The following is a 16,014-nucleotide window of genomic DNA, read 5'->3' as shown; positions in this document are numbered from 1 at the left end:
GGAGCTTCTGTGATCGCCGCTAATGAGTGTAAAAACCTGATGGAGATTCGCGCCGGAATTGATGCTATCGATCACCACATCGTGTCCCTGTTGCAGCAACGAATGGAGTACGTTCTGTCAGCGGCACAATTTAAACCTAATCTGGAAAGTATTCCTGCTCCCGATCGTGTTGAGCGCATGCTGAGCGAACGTCAGAGGTGGGCCGTGGAGAAAGGATTAGATCCACACTTTGTCATCGGCTTATTCCATCGCATCATCCCCTGGTATATCGAAACGCAAACCCTCTACTGGCAGCAGAATCAGCACAGATCCTAAATAAACTTCCCGGCCACACCGGGAAGTTTCATTTTGCATTTTTTTCTAAAGAAAGAGTTCGGCAAGCGAAAGTGTTGCTGATTGTCTGTCCACATTCTCACTGACACACTTTTAGCCGACAAAAAAGTCGCTTCTATTGTGGAGAATACCTTGGAAAACAATAATAAAAATTGGGCGCGCTGGACCACGCCCCTTACCTGCCTTGCGCTGTTAATCCATGCTCATTGCGCGCTGGCAGAAGATACCTTGCAAGTCACGGCAGACAGCAAAACGGCACCAGAAAAAGGCTATGTTGCACAGACCAGCACAACGGGGAGCCGCACCAATGAATCCCTTCTCGCCACGCCCCAGTCAGTATCGGTGATCACCCGCAGCGAAATGGACGATCGTAACGTGCAGAGCACCACCCAGGCCCTGCAATACACTCCGGGAGTGTATGCCTCAACCTCTGCGATCTCGTCCCGCTTTGACTACTTCAACATCCGTGGTTTTGATTCAACACTGAACGGGACCTTGCTGGATGGATTGCGATCCACCACTCAGCAGTCCTACGTCCGCTACGAACCTTACGGATTGGAACAACTGGACGTGCTGCGTGGCCCCAATGGTTTCCTTTACGGCGCAGGATCGCCAGGCGGTATTATCAACGCCATCAGCAAGCGTCCCACGTTAAATGCACAGCATGAAGTGGCCATTCAGACCGGCAGTCATGGCCGCATGCAGGGCCAGTTCGACACCTCCGGGCCGCTTAACGATGATAAAACACTGCTCTATCGCGTGGTGGGTGTGGGGCGTGACAGCAATACCCAGTTCAACAACGTCCCGGATGACACCCTGTACCTGGCGCCTTCCTTGACCTGGCGCCCCGATGCAGACACCTCATTGACCGTATTGGCCTCGGTTAGCCGCAATAAATTTGGCCCGCCACGCCCTTACCTGCCGCTGTATGGCACCTTACTCAGCAACCCTAACGGGCAGGTTAACCGCAACAGTTATCTTGATGGGACCAATCTCGATAACCATATGACCCAGAGCAATCTGGGTTACGAACTGGACCACCATTTTGGCGACCGCTGGACCTTCCATTCTGCCAGCCGCTACACCGAAACCGACCTGATGACGCAAACGCTTTCAGGCGCGTCGCTGGCGGCGGACATGCGCACGCTGAATCGCGTCGCCTATGAGTTCGGTATTAAAGGGAAAGTCTTCGCCACTGATAACAACCTCAAGACCGAATGGGATGCAGGGCCCGTGCACGGTTCCAGTGTTGCGGGCGTGTCGTTCCGCCACACCGGGGAGGATTACTATCTGAACTATGGCCGGGCCAGCAGCATTGATATTTACCAGCCGACGGGTAATGGTCGCTTCCCGACAACCTCGCCGTATACCAGCACGCAGCAGAATGCTAACGAAACCGGCGTTTACCTCTCTAACAGCCTCGCGTTGTTCCAGCATCTGAACCTCGACCTCTCTGCGCGTCAGGACTGGGCTTCGGTGAACACCAAAAACCGTCTCAACGAAACTTACACTTCGCAGGACGATCAGCGCTTTACGTGGCGGGCAGGCTTAAGCTGGATAACGGATATCGGGGTGGCACCTTATGTCAGTTATGCCACCTCATTCGCGCCAGTGCTGGGCACCAATTTCTATGGAGACGCCTACAAACCCACCACCGGCAAACAGTGGGAAGTCGGTGTGAAGTATCAGCCAGAACAGTTTGACGCACTATTTACGCTGGCATGGTTCGACCTGACGCAAGACAACGTGCAGACCACCGATCCCGACAATACGTTGAACAAAATTCAGACCGGACAGGTCACCTCGAAGGGAATTGAAGCCTCAGCCACCGCCAACCTCACCGACGACTGGAAACTGATTGCCAGTTACAGCTGGAACAATCTTGAGACCAGCAAGACCACGGTGGCCGGTGTACAGGGCAAAACGCCCACCGCCATGCCTGAACACATGGCCTCTCTGTGGAGCAATTACACCGTTGCGAGTGGCCCGCTGGCTTCACTGGGCTTAGGCGCGGGTGTGCGCTATGTCGGCTCGACCTGGGCTGACACCAACAACACCATCAAAGTACCGGACTACACCCTGGTTGATGCCGCCATTCACTACGATTTGGGACAGATCAATGCCCATCTCCATGGACTGAATGTGGCGCTCAACGCCAATAACCTGCTTAACAAACATTATTGGGTCAGTTGCTCAACCACCACCTGCACCACGGGTTATGACCGCTCGTTAAGCGCCACCCTGTCCTATCGCTGGTAAGTTAAGGAAAACATCATGATGAGAAAATCCAACCTGATAATGTGGCTATGCGCACTCTGCCTGATGTGCAGTGCTTCTTCAGCGTGGGCAGCGATTACGGTCACCGATATGCTGCAGCGTAAAGTGACTCTGCCTGGACCAGCAAAACGCGTGGTGTTGGGAGAGAGTCGCCACATCATTACGCTGGCGCTGCTGGAGAAAGATCCTTTCCATAATCTGGTGGGCTGGGGAGACGATCTCCAGCGCTACTCACCGGCCACCTGGGAGGCGATAAAAAAACAGTATCCCGCGGCCAGCCACTTACCGGTGCTGGGCACCATGAACAGCGGCACCTTTTCAATGGAAGCGACGATCGCGGCTAAACCCGATCTGGTGATCTTCACCCTGTATGGACCGATTCCACCGGGACTCGATGCTCTGGATGCTGCCCACATCCCCTATGTGTTTGTTGATTTCTTCCGCAAACCGCTGGTGAACACCGTGCCAAGCCTGAAGATGCTCGGTCAGTTACTCGGTCAGGAGGCGCAGGCCGATCAGGTGATCGCGTTCTGGCAACAGCATATGGATGAGGTTGCAAAACGCCTGGCGAATGTCAGCGATCGTCCCTCGGTATTTTTCCATCTCAATCCGGGTAAGGGCGATTGCTGCTTTACCTCGGGACCCAGCAATATGAGCGATTTCATTGCTGCGGCAGGGGGACATAACATTGGCGCCGACATGCTGAGCGCGCCGATCGGCAAACTGAACCCGGAATACATCCTGTCACGTAACCCTGATTTTTATCTGATGGGCGGTGGCTCCGCCGTGAGCCGCGACGGATTACAAATCGGCACCGGAGTCGATGCAAAGCAGGTCGCCCAGAGCAGTCAGCATCTCCTGACCGCGCCAGAAATCGCCCATTTACCAGCGGTCAAAGCCGGGCATACGGGTGGCGTCTGGTTATTCTTCTTCGACAGCCCGCTCTATTTCGTCGGGATCGAGGCCATGGCGAAAATGTTCCATCCCGCGCTGTTTGCTGATGTGCACCCTGAGGCGACGCTAAACACCGTAACCAGCAAGTGGTTGTCGGTGCCGCTAAAGGGCACATTCTGGACGGCACTGCCTGCGCAATAAGCACTGCAGGGCAGCGCTGTTTGGCGCTGCCCTCGGGGAAACCACGATGAAATCACCCTTGAAGCTTCTGACGGCGCAGATCCTTCCTGCGCTAACACTCAACCTGCTGTCAGGCGTGTTGATTACCGTAAGCTACCTGCTACAGGCACTGCTGTTCACGCAATTGATCATGGAGCTGAACGCATCCACATCGAATACGCTTATGACGCTGATTGTGATGCTGACGGGAAATGCACTGCTCAGGGCCGCGTTGATGGGTTTCAGGGCCATGCAAACCGAGCAGTTAGCTGCAAATGTCCGTACCCGTTTGCGTCTGCAGCTGTTTCGCCCTCTGCTGACACCTGGCTTTGATATCATGCAACACCATTCAGCGGCAAAATTACAGGCCACGCTGGTTGAGGGCGTGGAAGTGATGGAAGGATTTTACAGCCGCTATCTGCCCGCACTGCTACTGGCTTTACTCAGCGGTGCCGCCACGGTGATCACCCTGGCCAGTTTCGACCTGCTCTCAGGGGCCATATTGCTGCTCTTTTTGGTAGCCTGCCCGATGATGGATCATCTGTTTATGCGTCAGCAACGTCGGCATATTGTGGGTGTGTTTGCCGCCATGCAGCACTTTGCAGAGGATTTGATGGATGCGCTACGCGGCATGCTGACACTGAAAGCCTGTAATGCTGTGCCACGCTTTCGCGCCAAAATAGCAGACCACGCGGCATCACTCCGCCGCGAATCCATGACAACCCTGCGAGTGACGATGATGCGTGGCGGTATCACTCGCTTCGTATCGCTACTCGGTACTTCCGGGCTTCTTATCATCAACGCCTGGCGCACCATGCAGGGTACTGTGGATCCCGCCCTGTTGCTAATGACGCTGTTTATCACCTGGGAGGCGTTTCGCCCTATCCTTCAACTGGAAACGGTATTCCATACCTTGTGGGCCGCGCAGGAGATGCGCCCGGCAATGCAGGAATTGGCCGCCTCCACTGCCACCCTCCACGATCCTGACTTTCCCCACCCGATGCCGGCTGGCAACACACTGTATTTAGAGGCGATCACTTATCGCTGGCCAGGTCAGCATCAGCCGCTTTTCAACAACCTGACGCTGACCATTGCAGAGAATCGCCACACCGCCTTTATCGGACCTTCAGGGTCGGGCAAGAGCACGCTGTTTCAGCTGATCACCCGATTTATCGCACCGCAATCAGGCGCGATTTTTTTAGGGGATGAGCCGATCAGTGAGCTTTCGATTGCCGCATTTCGCCGTCGTATCAGCTGGGTGTCGCAGCAGGTTTTCTTGATTGACGGCACCCTGGCTGAAAATTTGCGGCTGGGCCGCCCTGACGTCACTGAAGCGGAAATCTGGCAGGCATTGCATCAGGCGCAACTGGCAGAGTGGGTTCAATCACTGCCTCAGCGCCTGAATACACTGGTGGGTGAAAATGGTGCGTTGTTATCCGGCGGGCAGCGGCAACGGCTTGCCATCGCGCGCGCGTTGCTCAAACAGTCCCCTATTCTCATTCTGGATGAAATCACCTCGAATCTTGATGTCGTAAACGAGGCAGCCATCCAACGGGTCATCTCATCACTCAGCGGTCATTGCACACTCATTAGCATTGCACATCGGCTGAACACCATTGCGCAAGCCGATCACATCGTGGTGCTGCAGGACGGTGACATCATCGAACAGGGTTCACCCTCCCGTCTGAAGTTTGAAAACGGCTATTACGCTTCGCTGCTTCAATCGCAGGAGACAATCCTTTGAACACCAACACGCCTCCCGTTGCCCCATCACTTTGGCGAGCGCTGCTTTCGCCCCTCAGGGCACATCAGTCTCGGCTCTTCTCCACACTGGCAGCAGGGATCGTAGCGCAATGCACAACCTTCACCTGCATGATTATCGCGGGCTGGATCTGCACCCTGGTGCTCAGCGGTTCATCGCCCGATACCTTGTGGTTCTTCACCGCTGTTCTGGCCTTCTACGTGGTGCTGACCGCCCTGGCCCGCTGGGCTCTGGCGTGGTTATCACATGACCTGGCCTTCGCACTGATTGAAACGCTGCAAATGGGCATTTTTGATGGCATCGCACGCACCACACCCGGACGTTCAAATCAGCATCGTATGGGGGATATCGCGGCGACAGCCACCAGCGATGCCGAGCTGATGGAGCGTTTTTATGCGCACATGCTGGTGGACTACCTCACCGCGTTTCTGATGCCTGGGATTGCCCTCGTCATATTGCTGTTCGTGAGCCCCTGGCTGTGTGTGATTTTTTTGCCTTGTGTGTTGATGATTGTCCTGGCGCCGTTGTTCTCTGCGCGATGGGCGAAAAAACAGGGAAAAGCCGTCGCAGAAAGCAAAAGCGTGTTAAACAGCCATATTGCCGAACTCGCACAGGGCTGGAGAGACATTCAGATGTTTGGTGCTGAAGGTCGCTACAGCATGACGTTGCAGCAGGCCAACGCCAGATTAAACAACGCACAACGCAAATACGGGGCGCGTAACGGACTGGAGCAGGGATTGCGGGATGGCCTGATGGCGCTTTCACTGATTGCACTGCTTGTGGCCAGTCTTAACTCCTCTCATGACGCAGGACTGTCGCTCGCCTGGCTGCCGTTTATCCTCAGTATCGGCGCCGCGGCAATCGTTCCTCTGCTGGAAGTTTTGCAGGTCGGCGGGCAATGGGGCGCATTGAGAGCCAGTGCCGAGCGCATCTTTTTACTCCAGCAGTTACCTGAACAGGTTCATGACGGCCTGGCGTCAATAAATCCTCAGGGGCATCGACTGCAATTTAACAACGTCAGTTTTTGTTACCCGCAAAGCGATACCCCAGTGCTGAATAACCTGAGCTTCACCATTGAACCGGGAGAAAGAGTAGCCATCGCGGGTATGTCAGGCAGCGGTAAGACCACCCTCGCCTATTTATTGCTGCGCTTCTACGATCCGACATCAGGCACGCTTTCACTCAATGGCACAGACCTGTCGGCATTTAGCCTGAAGACGTTGCGACAGCAGATTGCCTGGGTATCGCAGGAGAGTTGGCTGTTTAACGATACCATTGAGAACAACATTCGCCTGGGCCGCCCCGATGCCACCTTTAGCCAGATTGAACAGGCAGCGAAATCCGCCTGTGCGAATGAATTCATCTGCAAATTGCCACAGGGCTATCAAACCATCTGCACTAAAGGAGGCGAAAACTTGTCGGGAGGCCAGCGTCAGCGTATCGCTTTGGCACGAGCTTTAGTCAGTGACGCACCGGTGATAATACTGGATGAAGTCTCTGCCGGTTTAGATGGGGAAAATGAGCGCATGATCCTTGCCGCCCTTGAGTCTCTTCCTAAAACCTGCACCCTTATTATGATCGCGCATCGTATCCCGATGCTCAAATCCGCCGAACGCATTCTGCTGCTCGCCAACGGACGAATCGCAGCAGCGGGCAGCTTTGATGCGTTAACCGCTGAAGGCACATCTCTTTCAGCATTGCTGGAGAATCCACACACAAAGTAAGCACTCGCCTATCGCGTGCTGTAAGGTTCAGTAGCACGTACACCCTCATGATGACGCTGGTGACGCCTCAAATTCTGGCGTCACCATTCTCTTTGAATTTGATCACCCCATAATCTGAATACAGATCACAAAATCGGCACGCATAATTTTGTAATCGATTACTTTAAGTTAGTTTGTAATCGATTACTTATGATAAGGAGCTGAATTAAGATGAAAAAATTGATGGTTTTAGCTGGGATATTATCCATGTTGAGTGCTGTGCCCTCGCAGGCGTCAGCAGCAGGTGTTGAAGATGAAATTGGACTGCAGATGTACACCTTACGTAATGTCGGCACCCCGGCAGAACAGTTCACCATGGCCCATAAAGCGGGCTTCGAGCACGTTGAGCTGGTAGGCACGCAGGGTCTGGCAGCCAAAGAACTGAAATCCTTGCTGGATAAAAATCACCTGACCGTAACCTCATCCCACGTGCAATTAACGGCACTGGAGAGCGACTACATGCAGACCGTGGCGTTCAATAAAGCGGTGGGTAATCACACCATCGTGGTTCCGTGGATCAAACCGGAAGATCGCCCGGACAGCACCAAAGCATGGATAGACTATGCACAACGCCTGGATAAACTCGGCGCGAAACTGCGTAAAGACGGCATGCAGCTCGCCTATCACAATCATAATTTCGAGATGAAAAAGTACGATGGCGTGACCGCGCTGGAGATCATCTTCAATCATTCACGGGCAGAAAATCTGAAACTGGAGATGGACGCGGCGTGGGTTTCACGCGGCGGTCAGGATCCGGCGCGCCTTTTGAAAGAGTATCCGGGACGGATCTATGCGATTCACGCCAAGGATAATGCGTCGATTGGTATCCGCGACGATGAGATGAATTTTGCGCCGCTGGGCGAAGGCTTGCTGGACTGGAAAACCATTCTGCCTGCCGCCAAAGCCAGCGGCGTGAAGTGGTTTATCATCGAGCACGACAAGCCGAAGGATGCCTGGAGCATCATCACCACTTCACATCAGAATCTGCGTGCGGCGCTGGAAAAACTGCCGCATTAAGCAATCAGGCACTGGCGCGCACGATCAGGCGCCAGTCCATCATGACGCGTTCAGTTGGCGATTGCGGATCGTCTATCTTCTGCAGCAGCAGGCTGAACGCGGTCCGCCCGATATCGCGCGAGGGCTGCGCTATGGTCGTCAAAGGCGGAGAGATCATTTCAGCCAGTTCCGAGCCGTCAAAGCCCGCAACGGCGATATCTTGTGGCACCTGATGTCCAGCGGCCTGGATGGCGGCCATCGCCCCGGCCGCCAGCGTGTCCGATACGGCAAATACAGCGTCCGGTTGCGTGTCGGCGTTGAGTAACGCTTCCATCGCACGCTTGCCAGCGTTGTAGCTTAGATCACTGGCGTAATTCACCGCCTGCCAGGACAGACCGCGCTGTTCCAGCTCCTGCTGATAGCCCTGCTGACGCAGTTGGGCGTACTTATAGCTCAAATCATGATTGATCAGGGCAATGCGTTTACGTCCGCTGGCCACCAGATGCGCCACCAGCTGGCGCGAAGCATGGACATCATCGATGCCCACACAGGAGATATCGCCGGCATCGGCGTATTCGGCGCACTGCACCCAGGGCATGTTGCCAATCAGCTGTGTCAGTTCAGTCAGGGTGGTGAAGGCATCCATGGTGATCACCCCATCGACCATTTTGCCTGCCAGCAGTTGCAGGCTTGAGCGGGAGCGATTGATGTCCGATCCGGAGTTACACAACAGAATGCGATAACCATTCTGCTCGGCCTGCTCTTCGATACCTTTCACAATTTCAGCGCAAAACGGGTTGGAGATATCAGAAACCAGCACCAGCACCATGGAGCTCCGCGCCGTACGCAGCTGACGGGCTAACAGATTTGGCTGGTAGTTGCTGGCTTTAATGGCTTCCAGCACCTTATCCCGGTTTTTATCCTTTACGGTGTCACTGTTATTAAGCACGCGTGACACCGTGGCCACGGAAACACCGGCCAGCTTCGCGATTTTCTGAATGGACATGATGACTCAACTTCCTGCGTCAGTTTCTGAATTGCAGGCTACCATAAATCGACGCGTGACAATAAGTTAGGCAGGGTGGCTAATGCGGAAGATCAGGCGCGCCGGAACGCGCCTGTGTGTCAAATGCGAACGTCGACCCAGCGTTGATCGCGGTGGCTTTTTACAATCGCCTCAACGATGGCCATCACCTGCGCGCCGTCGCTGAAGTCAGCAAAGTGTCGTTCATCTTGCGCCGGCATCTCACCCTTCTCCACCGCCTGATAAAACTGCTGCATCATGGCGCGAAATGCATCTGGCCAGCCTTCGATGTGCCCGCCAGGAAAACGGGCACGGGCGGCAACATCGCGGTTCATCAATGTTGCATCGTCCGTCAGGGTTTGATTGGCCTGATGACGATGACCGACCCACAACTGCTGTGGCACTTCCTGATCCCACGCCAGCGAGGCCTGACAGCCGTTCACCTCCAGATAGAGGCGATTTTTGCGCCCCGCCGCCACTTGTGACACGCTCAAACAGCCTTTACTGCCATCATCGAAACGCAGCAGCACAAAGCCCAGATCTTCCGTATTCACCTGACAATCCTGATACTGGGCCTGCTGCGTCTGCGCGCTGAAGGTGGCCTGCCCGGTTAGATTGGCTTTGCGGGTTGGCCAGACGATGGCGAGGTCGGCCATCACCGCCACTATCTTGCGGCCTGTAACAAACTGTACAGTGTCGCACCAGTGAGAACCGATATCCGCAACTGCACGCGATGCACCGCCCTTGTCGGCCTCCACACGCCAGTTGTAATCCGTCTCTTCCAGCATCCAGTCTTGTAAGTAGCTGCCCTGAACGGCAAAGGTGCGGCCCGTTTCGCCGCTGCGCACCATGCTCGCGGCTTGCTGGACCATGGCAAACTGTCGGTACACAAAGCTGACTCCGTTGACCACGCCAGCCTGTTCTGCCAGTGCCACTAATTCACGCGCTTCGCCCATCGTCATGCAAAGTGGTTTTTCCGAGAACAGGTGCTTGCCGGCGAGTAAAACCTGCTTATTGATGGCGGCATGAAGGTGGTTTGGCGTGCAATTGTGCACAGCATGCAGGTCTGGATGCTGCAAAAAGGTGACAACGTCACCATAGGCGTGCGGCACGTGCAATTGCGCCGCCTGTGCTTGTGCTTTCTCCAGCGTGGAGTCGCACAGTGCCACAACATTAATATTGCCAAGGCGCCTTAGAGCCTCAATGTGCGCAGGGCCGATAAATCCGCTGCCGATAATCCCAACATTAATCATTTACGACTCCTCATTAAGTCCGAGCTGCGCACGGATACTGCCGCTGTCATCCTGCGCGGCAAAATCATCAAATGCCCGACTGGCGACCGGAATGATGTGACGTTGAATGAATTCAGCGCCTTCCCTTGCACCGGTTTCCGCATCTTTCAGGCAGCATTCCCACTCCAGTACCGCCCAGCCGTTGAAATCGTACTGCGCCAGTTTGCTGAAGATGCTTTTGAAATCAATCTGCCCGTCGCCTGGCGAACGGAAACGCCCGGCGCGATCGATCCAGTTTTGATAGCCGCCATACATCCCGCTGCGGCCGTTGCGCTGATACTCCGCATCTTTGACGTGGAAGGCTTTGATGCGCGAGTGATAGATATCGATGAACTGCAGGTAATCAATGTGCTGAAGATGCAGATGGCTGGGATCAAACAGGATATTGCAACGAGGATGGTGGTTCACCTGTTCAAGGAAACGCTCAAAGGTAGCGCCATCGTGCAGGTCCTCGCCTGGGTGTAATTCGTAACACACATCCACGCCATGCTGATCGTAAACATCCAGCACCGGCTGCCAGCGACGGGCGAGTTCCTTAAAGGCCTCATCCAGCAACTGCGGGTTGTGCGGCGGCCACGGGTAAACATAGGGCCAGGCGAGCGAGCCAGAGAAAGTGGCATGGGCAGTCAGTCCAAGTTTACTGGAGGCGACTGCGGCATGTTTAACCTGCTCGATCGCCCAGGCCGTGCGCGCTTCCCGCTTGCCGCGTAGGTGTGACGGTGCAAAATTATCGAAAGCGGCATCATGCGCGGGATGCACGGCAATCAACTGCCCTTCCAGATGCGTCGATAACTCGCTGATGCTGAGGCCATACTGCTTCAGCAATCCCAGCACTTCATCGCAGTAAGTCTGGCTGGTGGCTGCGCGTTGCAGATCAAATATCGCTGGGTGATTGCACGGGATCTGCAATGCCTGAAATCCCAAAGCGGATGCCCATTTCGCCAGTCCTTCCAGTGAATTGAACGGGGCATCAGCGCCGATAAACTGTGAAAGGAAAATGCCCGGACCTTTTAACGTTTTCAAAAAACCACCTCCAGTAACAACAAAAACTCAATCGCGATACTTAAATGTGAACATAAACAACAGGGCAATCACGGCAGCCGCGATCGCCGGGATCCACCAGAACATGCCCCAACTGGCGGCCGATACCTGACCCGCGACCAGGTGGTTATACAGCGCACCTGAAATCTGCGATCCCAACAGCATGCCAATGCCGTAGGTGAACATCACAATCATGCTCTGCGCTTGTCCTTTGACTTTGTCTCCCGCAATGCGATCGGTGTAGATGAAGCCGACGACAAAGAAGAAGTCGTAACAGACGCCGTGTAGCAGAATCCCCAGCCAAATCAGCGCGCGTCCCTCTTCGCCCATGCCCATGGCAAACAGCGCATAACGCACAAACCAGGCGCACATGCCGACCAGCAGCATGTATTTCACGCCCAGTCGGCGAAACAGCAGCGGAATCACCAGCATGAAGAAGATTTCAGACATCTGGCCGAAGGACATCAGTGAGCTGACGTTTTCAACACCGGCGTCGGCCAGCCAAGAAGCGGTGTAGGCGTAGTAAGTGCCCAGCGGAATGGAAATCAGCGTGGCACAGAGCGAAAAAATGAAGAAGTGACGGATTTTTAGCAGGGCAAACGCATCAGCGCAGAACAGATCGCGCGGTCTGAATGGCAGGCCTTTAGCGGGTGCGGGTGTATGCGGCAGCGTGAGGCTGTAGATTGCCAGTGCCACGGAACAAATCGCCGCCACCGTGAAGACACTGACGCTGGAGGCGATTCCCGTGAACCCGATGAATAGGCCAGCGACAATCCAGCCGATGGTGCCGAACACGCGCACTACCGGGAAACTCTTCTCACTGCTGGCGAGACTGTGAAAAGCAATATTATTGGTCAGTGCCAGCGTGGGCATGTAGCACAGCGTGTAGCCAAACAGTAAGCCGATCAGCAGCGCGCCGTTCTCGGCGATCATCGCCTGAGGCACAAACCACAAAATCACTGCACCGGCCAGATGCATCACTGCCAGGACTTTTTGCGAGGGGAAAAATCTGTCCACCAGCATGCCGAGACAAACGGCGAGAGAATGGATGCAATAGGCCCTGCCGAAAAAGCATCACCAATCAGCAAGGACATGTTGTGCTGCGTCATCACCAATCCCAGCGTGACCGACCAACTGCCCCAGATAAAGAACTGAAGAAACATCATCAGTGACAGCCGTGGAACCAGCATGCGCTGCATTGCCTGGTCTTGCGCGGTGCCTTGTGTCGCAGCAACCATTTCCAACCCCCAAAAAGTAATCGATTACAAAATGCGAGAAAATAAAAGTAATCGATTACAAAATGGAAATCATCGTGGTTGATCACAAATTTTTAATTATGAGGAAAGAGAGGATGGATGGCTGGTGTGGGAGATGGCGTAGACCCTATTAGGACTGAGCCGCTTAACGATGAGTTTTTTTGGTTTTTTAAAACACTCGAGCAAATCCAGGCGCAAAACAGGTCAGGGTTTGATCTGAGCAGTTTATGCCTTAACTCGTTTTTTTGTGTAGCTGAAGAGTAGCGGGCTACTTTAATAGTGACTTTAAACACCCTTAAACAAGGTTTTAGCCATTAAAAGACTTTATAAACACCTTTAACCAACTCGCGCTACAATTTTTACTTTAAAAGCCTTATAATGAGCTCATAATCTTATTTTATGACGCCAGGAGGTTTTAAAATGTCTCTTAACCTCTTCTCTGAATCTGAGATGATTGCTGAACTTGGGCTGCGTCTCAAAGCATATCGCCTTAAGCGCAATATGCTGCAGAAAGAATTGGCTGATAACGCCGGGATTTCAGTTTCCGCACTGAAAAAGCTGGAAAATAACGGTAAAGTGACGCTTGAAAACTTTATGAAGGTCGTGTTTGCACTTCGTCTTGAAAGAGAAATGATGAATTTGTTTACGCCACCCGCATTAAGCATTGCGCAGGTTGAAGCGCTCAACGCCCCAGGCCGGCAAAGAGCAACGAAGCGTAGTTCAAAAAAATCAACCCTTTCATCTTCCAAACAAGGACCCCTTAACCATGAATCCTAGTTTTTCGGCTCTTCAGCGCCTGGAAGTCATGTATGAAGGCTGGGGAGAACAATGGAGCATGGGCGTGCTGGCGGCAGGCAGGCAGCGTGGCGAGTGGCTGTTCGAATATTCCGAGCAAAGTCTTCAGCATGGCATTGAGTTTTCGCCGCTGCTACATCCACTTGCTAACACAACATACGCAAATTTTGAACGTCATCAGGAAGGCATACCGGGCTTTATCGCGGATTCGCTCCCCGACGGTTGGGGACGTTTATTGATGGATCGCCTGTTACGCCGTAACAGTATCGAACCCGCACGTTTGTCCATACTTGATCGGCTGGCAATGCTGGGCAGCAACATCATGGGTGGATTGACCTACCGTCCGGTATTAGATATTCCAGGCCAGCAAGGAAATGCGCAAAATATTGATGATTTGATTGTTCTTGCGCGGGAAATTCAGGTGGAAGTGGCTGGCCTGGATTCCGATATATTACCCGAACTGGTACGTCTGGGCGGTTCACCACATGGAGCACGTCCTAAAGCGTTGCTGGAGTTTAATCCTGCCAGCGGTAGGATGAGCTCTTACCCTGCAGAAGGCTGCGAGCCCTGGTTAATTAAATTCCCTGCCGCACAGGAAGAATCCTGGGTGTGTGCGCTGGAGGAAGTCTATGCACGTATGGCACGGATGTCAGGTATTGATTTTCCGGAAAGCCACTGGTTTGCCTTGGGGAATGGCTTGTCCGCTTTTGGCGTCAAACGCTTTGATCGTATCAATGGCATGCGGATCCCTACTCTGAGCATGGCTGGAGTGCTACAAGCTGATTTTCGGCTGCCGTGCCTTGATTACAGCGATATTCTGCGTGCAACTGCGATGGTGACACGTTCAGTAAAACAGCGTGAGGTTCAGGCCCGTCGTATGGTATTTAACGTCATCATGAACAACCAGGATGATCACGCGAAGAATTTCGCTTTCACACTCAATGAAAATAAAGAGTGGCAAGTCTCACCGGCGTACGACCTGACCTTTCAGAGCGGTCCGGGTGGCCAGCACCAGTCATCTGTAGTGGGTTATGGAAGCAGTATCTCTCGCAATGCATTGCTTAAGGCTGCCAAGTCTGTGGATATTAGCGAGAAAAACCTGAATCTTATTATTGAGGAAGTCAGTGATGTTGCCCGGACATTTGTTCACACCGCCAACGCATTGGGAGATATGATTCCGGCTACGGTCATCAAAGCAATCGATGCGCAAATACAAGCCAATCTTAGAGCGCTTTAACAGCGTAGGATGCGGAATGACATCAATCTGACCGCTCCATGGATTCATGATTGCGCTTTTACACGCATATAAACATCTAGCTTGCTTGATATTCACTGCCAGAAATTTACACGAGTAACCTCTCACCACGCAAAATTGAGCCCCTATCCATCATAGCTATCTTGTAAACCGTTAAGATGATTAGCAGTGACGCAACGTGAGGTTATCTGCACGAGTGAACACTTTATCCGGTCATTAATTAAGTAGCCATTAACGTTTGCTTCCTCCCAAAGGTGGGCTTGACAATCATTGTGACCGGGTAACATAAGTTTTTCTGCGTCGACATACTTAAAAATATAACCAAACGCTAAAATCACTGATAGTTAAAATAGAGTTCATAGCGCAATTATCGACTTCTCAACGCATGGCACACCCCGAATTTTTGAGAAATATCTAAAAATTGACACTTTGCGGGCTTTATTCTTGATATCTGATGTGTTGTACTTCTGCCAAGAGAGTAACATCGATATACTCTTCCCTAATTTGTTATCTACTGCACCACTTAATTTATTTCGTTCAGCGACAAAATATTCAGGAGAAGTTCATGAGTGATTCACTTAAAGCGTTAAACAATATCCGTACGCTTCGCGCGCAGGCACGTGAAGTGCAGCTTGCCGATCTGGAAGAAATGCTGGAAAAATTCACTGTTGTTGTGTCTGAGCGCCGTGAAGAAAACAACGCCAGCGAAGCCGCCGTGCGTGAAAAAGAAGAGAAACTGGCTAAATATCGTGAACTGCTGCTGCAGGACGGCATTGACCCGAACGAACTGCTGGGCGCCTTAACGCCAACCGGTAAGACTCGCGCTAAACGTGCTCCACGTCCGGCTAAATATAAATATACGGAAGAAGGCGTTGAGAAGCACTGGACCGGTCAGGGTCGCACGCCAGCTGTGATTAAAGCTGCTGTTGATGCCGGCAAATCTCTCGATGATTTTCTTATCTAATCGGGCTTTCCCCGTTTAATTTGAGTTATCGAACATTTTTGGTGGGTGTTTCGCCCACCAGAACTTAAATACTGATTGATATCTTCGCTCTCTCCCGCTTTCGTGGAATCCCCTTATTAAGATAATGACGGGGTTAACTATCA

At 53.0% G+C, this 16,014-nt stretch carries 12 protein-coding genes and 1 pseudogene; 9 read left to right on the top strand and 4 right to left on the bottom strand.

The window, feature by feature from the left end:
- The first annotated feature begins 9 nt into the window (after positions 1-9).
- From AC6I8L_RS24655 to AC6I8L_RS24630, 6 genes are all read left to right on the top strand, one after another.
- Positions 10-315 (top strand): chorismate mutase family protein, encoded by a 306-nt coding sequence (locus AC6I8L_RS24655; protein ID WP_236699805.1) that lies wholly within the window; start codon positions 10-12, stop codon positions 313-315.
- A 150-nt stretch (positions 316-465) separates the two neighbouring features.
- A complete protein-coding gene (locus AC6I8L_RS24650) occupies positions 466-2,592 on the top strand; it encodes a TonB-dependent siderophore receptor (protein WP_058962442.1) in 2,127 nt (708 codons plus the stop codon).
- A 15-nt stretch (positions 2,593-2,607) separates the two neighbouring features.
- Entirely contained in the window at positions 2,608-3,705 is a 1,098-nt protein-coding gene (locus AC6I8L_RS24645) for an ABC transporter substrate-binding protein (protein ID WP_498014834.1), read from the top strand.
- A 46-nt stretch (positions 3,706-3,751) separates the two neighbouring features.
- Complete coding sequence (locus tag AC6I8L_RS24640) at positions 3,752-5,467, top strand: ABC transporter ATP-binding protein/permease (protein WP_498014832.1); 1,716 nt, start codon at positions 3,752-3,754, stop codon at positions 5,465-5,467.
- Complete coding sequence (locus AC6I8L_RS24635) at positions 5,464-7,209, top strand: ABC transporter ATP-binding protein (protein WP_072226646.1); 1,746 nt, start codon at positions 5,464-5,466, stop codon at positions 7,207-7,209. Before AC6I8L_RS24640 ends, AC6I8L_RS24635 begins: the two co-directional genes overlap by 4 nt.
- Positions 7,210-7,419: 210 nt before the next feature.
- Positions 7,420-8,265 (top strand): sugar phosphate isomerase/epimerase family protein, encoded by an 846-nt coding sequence (locus tag AC6I8L_RS24630; protein WP_498014830.1) that lies wholly within the window; start codon positions 7,420-7,422, stop codon positions 8,263-8,265.
- A 4-nt stretch (positions 8,266-8,269) separates the two neighbouring features.
- On the opposite strand, the gene AC6I8L_RS24625 is transcribed toward AC6I8L_RS24630, so the two are convergent.
- The 4 genes and pseudogenes from AC6I8L_RS24625 to AC6I8L_RS24610 all read right to left on the bottom strand — a co-directional run bounded on the left by AC6I8L_RS24625 (position 8,270) and on the right by AC6I8L_RS24610 (position 12,839).
- Complete coding sequence (locus AC6I8L_RS24625) at positions 8,270-9,250, bottom strand: LacI family DNA-binding transcriptional regulator (RefSeq protein ID WP_058962528.1); 981 nt, start codon at positions 9,248-9,250, stop codon at positions 8,270-8,272.
- Between the two features lie 119 nt (positions 9,251-9,369).
- A complete protein-coding gene (locus AC6I8L_RS24620; protein WP_058962527.1) occupies positions 9,370-10,521 on the bottom strand; it encodes a Gfo/Idh/MocA family protein in 1,152 nt (383 codons plus the stop codon).
- The gene (locus AC6I8L_RS24615) at positions 10,522-11,583 is read right to left on the bottom strand and encodes a sugar phosphate isomerase/epimerase family protein (RefSeq protein ID WP_498014828.1); all 1,062 of its coding nucleotides are present in this window, start codon (positions 11,581-11,583) and stop codon (positions 10,522-10,524) included.
- 27 nt (positions 11,584-11,610) lie between these two features.
- Positions 11,611-12,839: pseudogene (locus tag AC6I8L_RS24610) on the bottom strand (MFS transporter).
- Positions 12,840-13,277: 438 nt separating this feature from the next.
- On the opposite strand from AC6I8L_RS24610, the gene AC6I8L_RS24605 reads away from it, so the two are divergent.
- The 3 genes from AC6I8L_RS24605 (at position 13,278) to AC6I8L_RS24595 (ending at position 15,871) form a co-directional block, all read left to right on the top strand.
- The gene (locus tag AC6I8L_RS24605) at positions 13,278-13,634 is read left to right on the top strand and encodes a helix-turn-helix domain-containing protein (protein WP_058962462.1); all 357 of its coding nucleotides are present in this window, start codon (positions 13,278-13,280) and stop codon (positions 13,632-13,634) included.
- 58 nt (positions 13,635-13,692) lie between these two features.
- Entirely contained in the window at positions 13,693-14,889 is a 1,197-nt protein-coding gene (locus tag AC6I8L_RS24600) for a type II toxin-antitoxin system HipA family toxin (RefSeq protein ID WP_236699808.1), read from the top strand.
- A gap of 583 nt (positions 14,890-15,472) precedes the next feature.
- Positions 15,473-15,871: an H-NS family histone-like protein gene (locus AC6I8L_RS24595; RefSeq protein ID WP_045816870.1), complete on the top strand. Its 399-nt coding sequence runs from the start codon at positions 15,473-15,475 to the stop codon at positions 15,869-15,871.
- Positions 15,872-16,014 lie beyond the last annotated feature (143 nt).

It is taken from the genome of Type-E symbiont of Plautia stali (assembly GCF_059731115.1).
The sequence above is the reverse complement of the archived record's forward strand: the minus strand, read 5'-3'. Positions and strand labels throughout refer to the sequence as shown.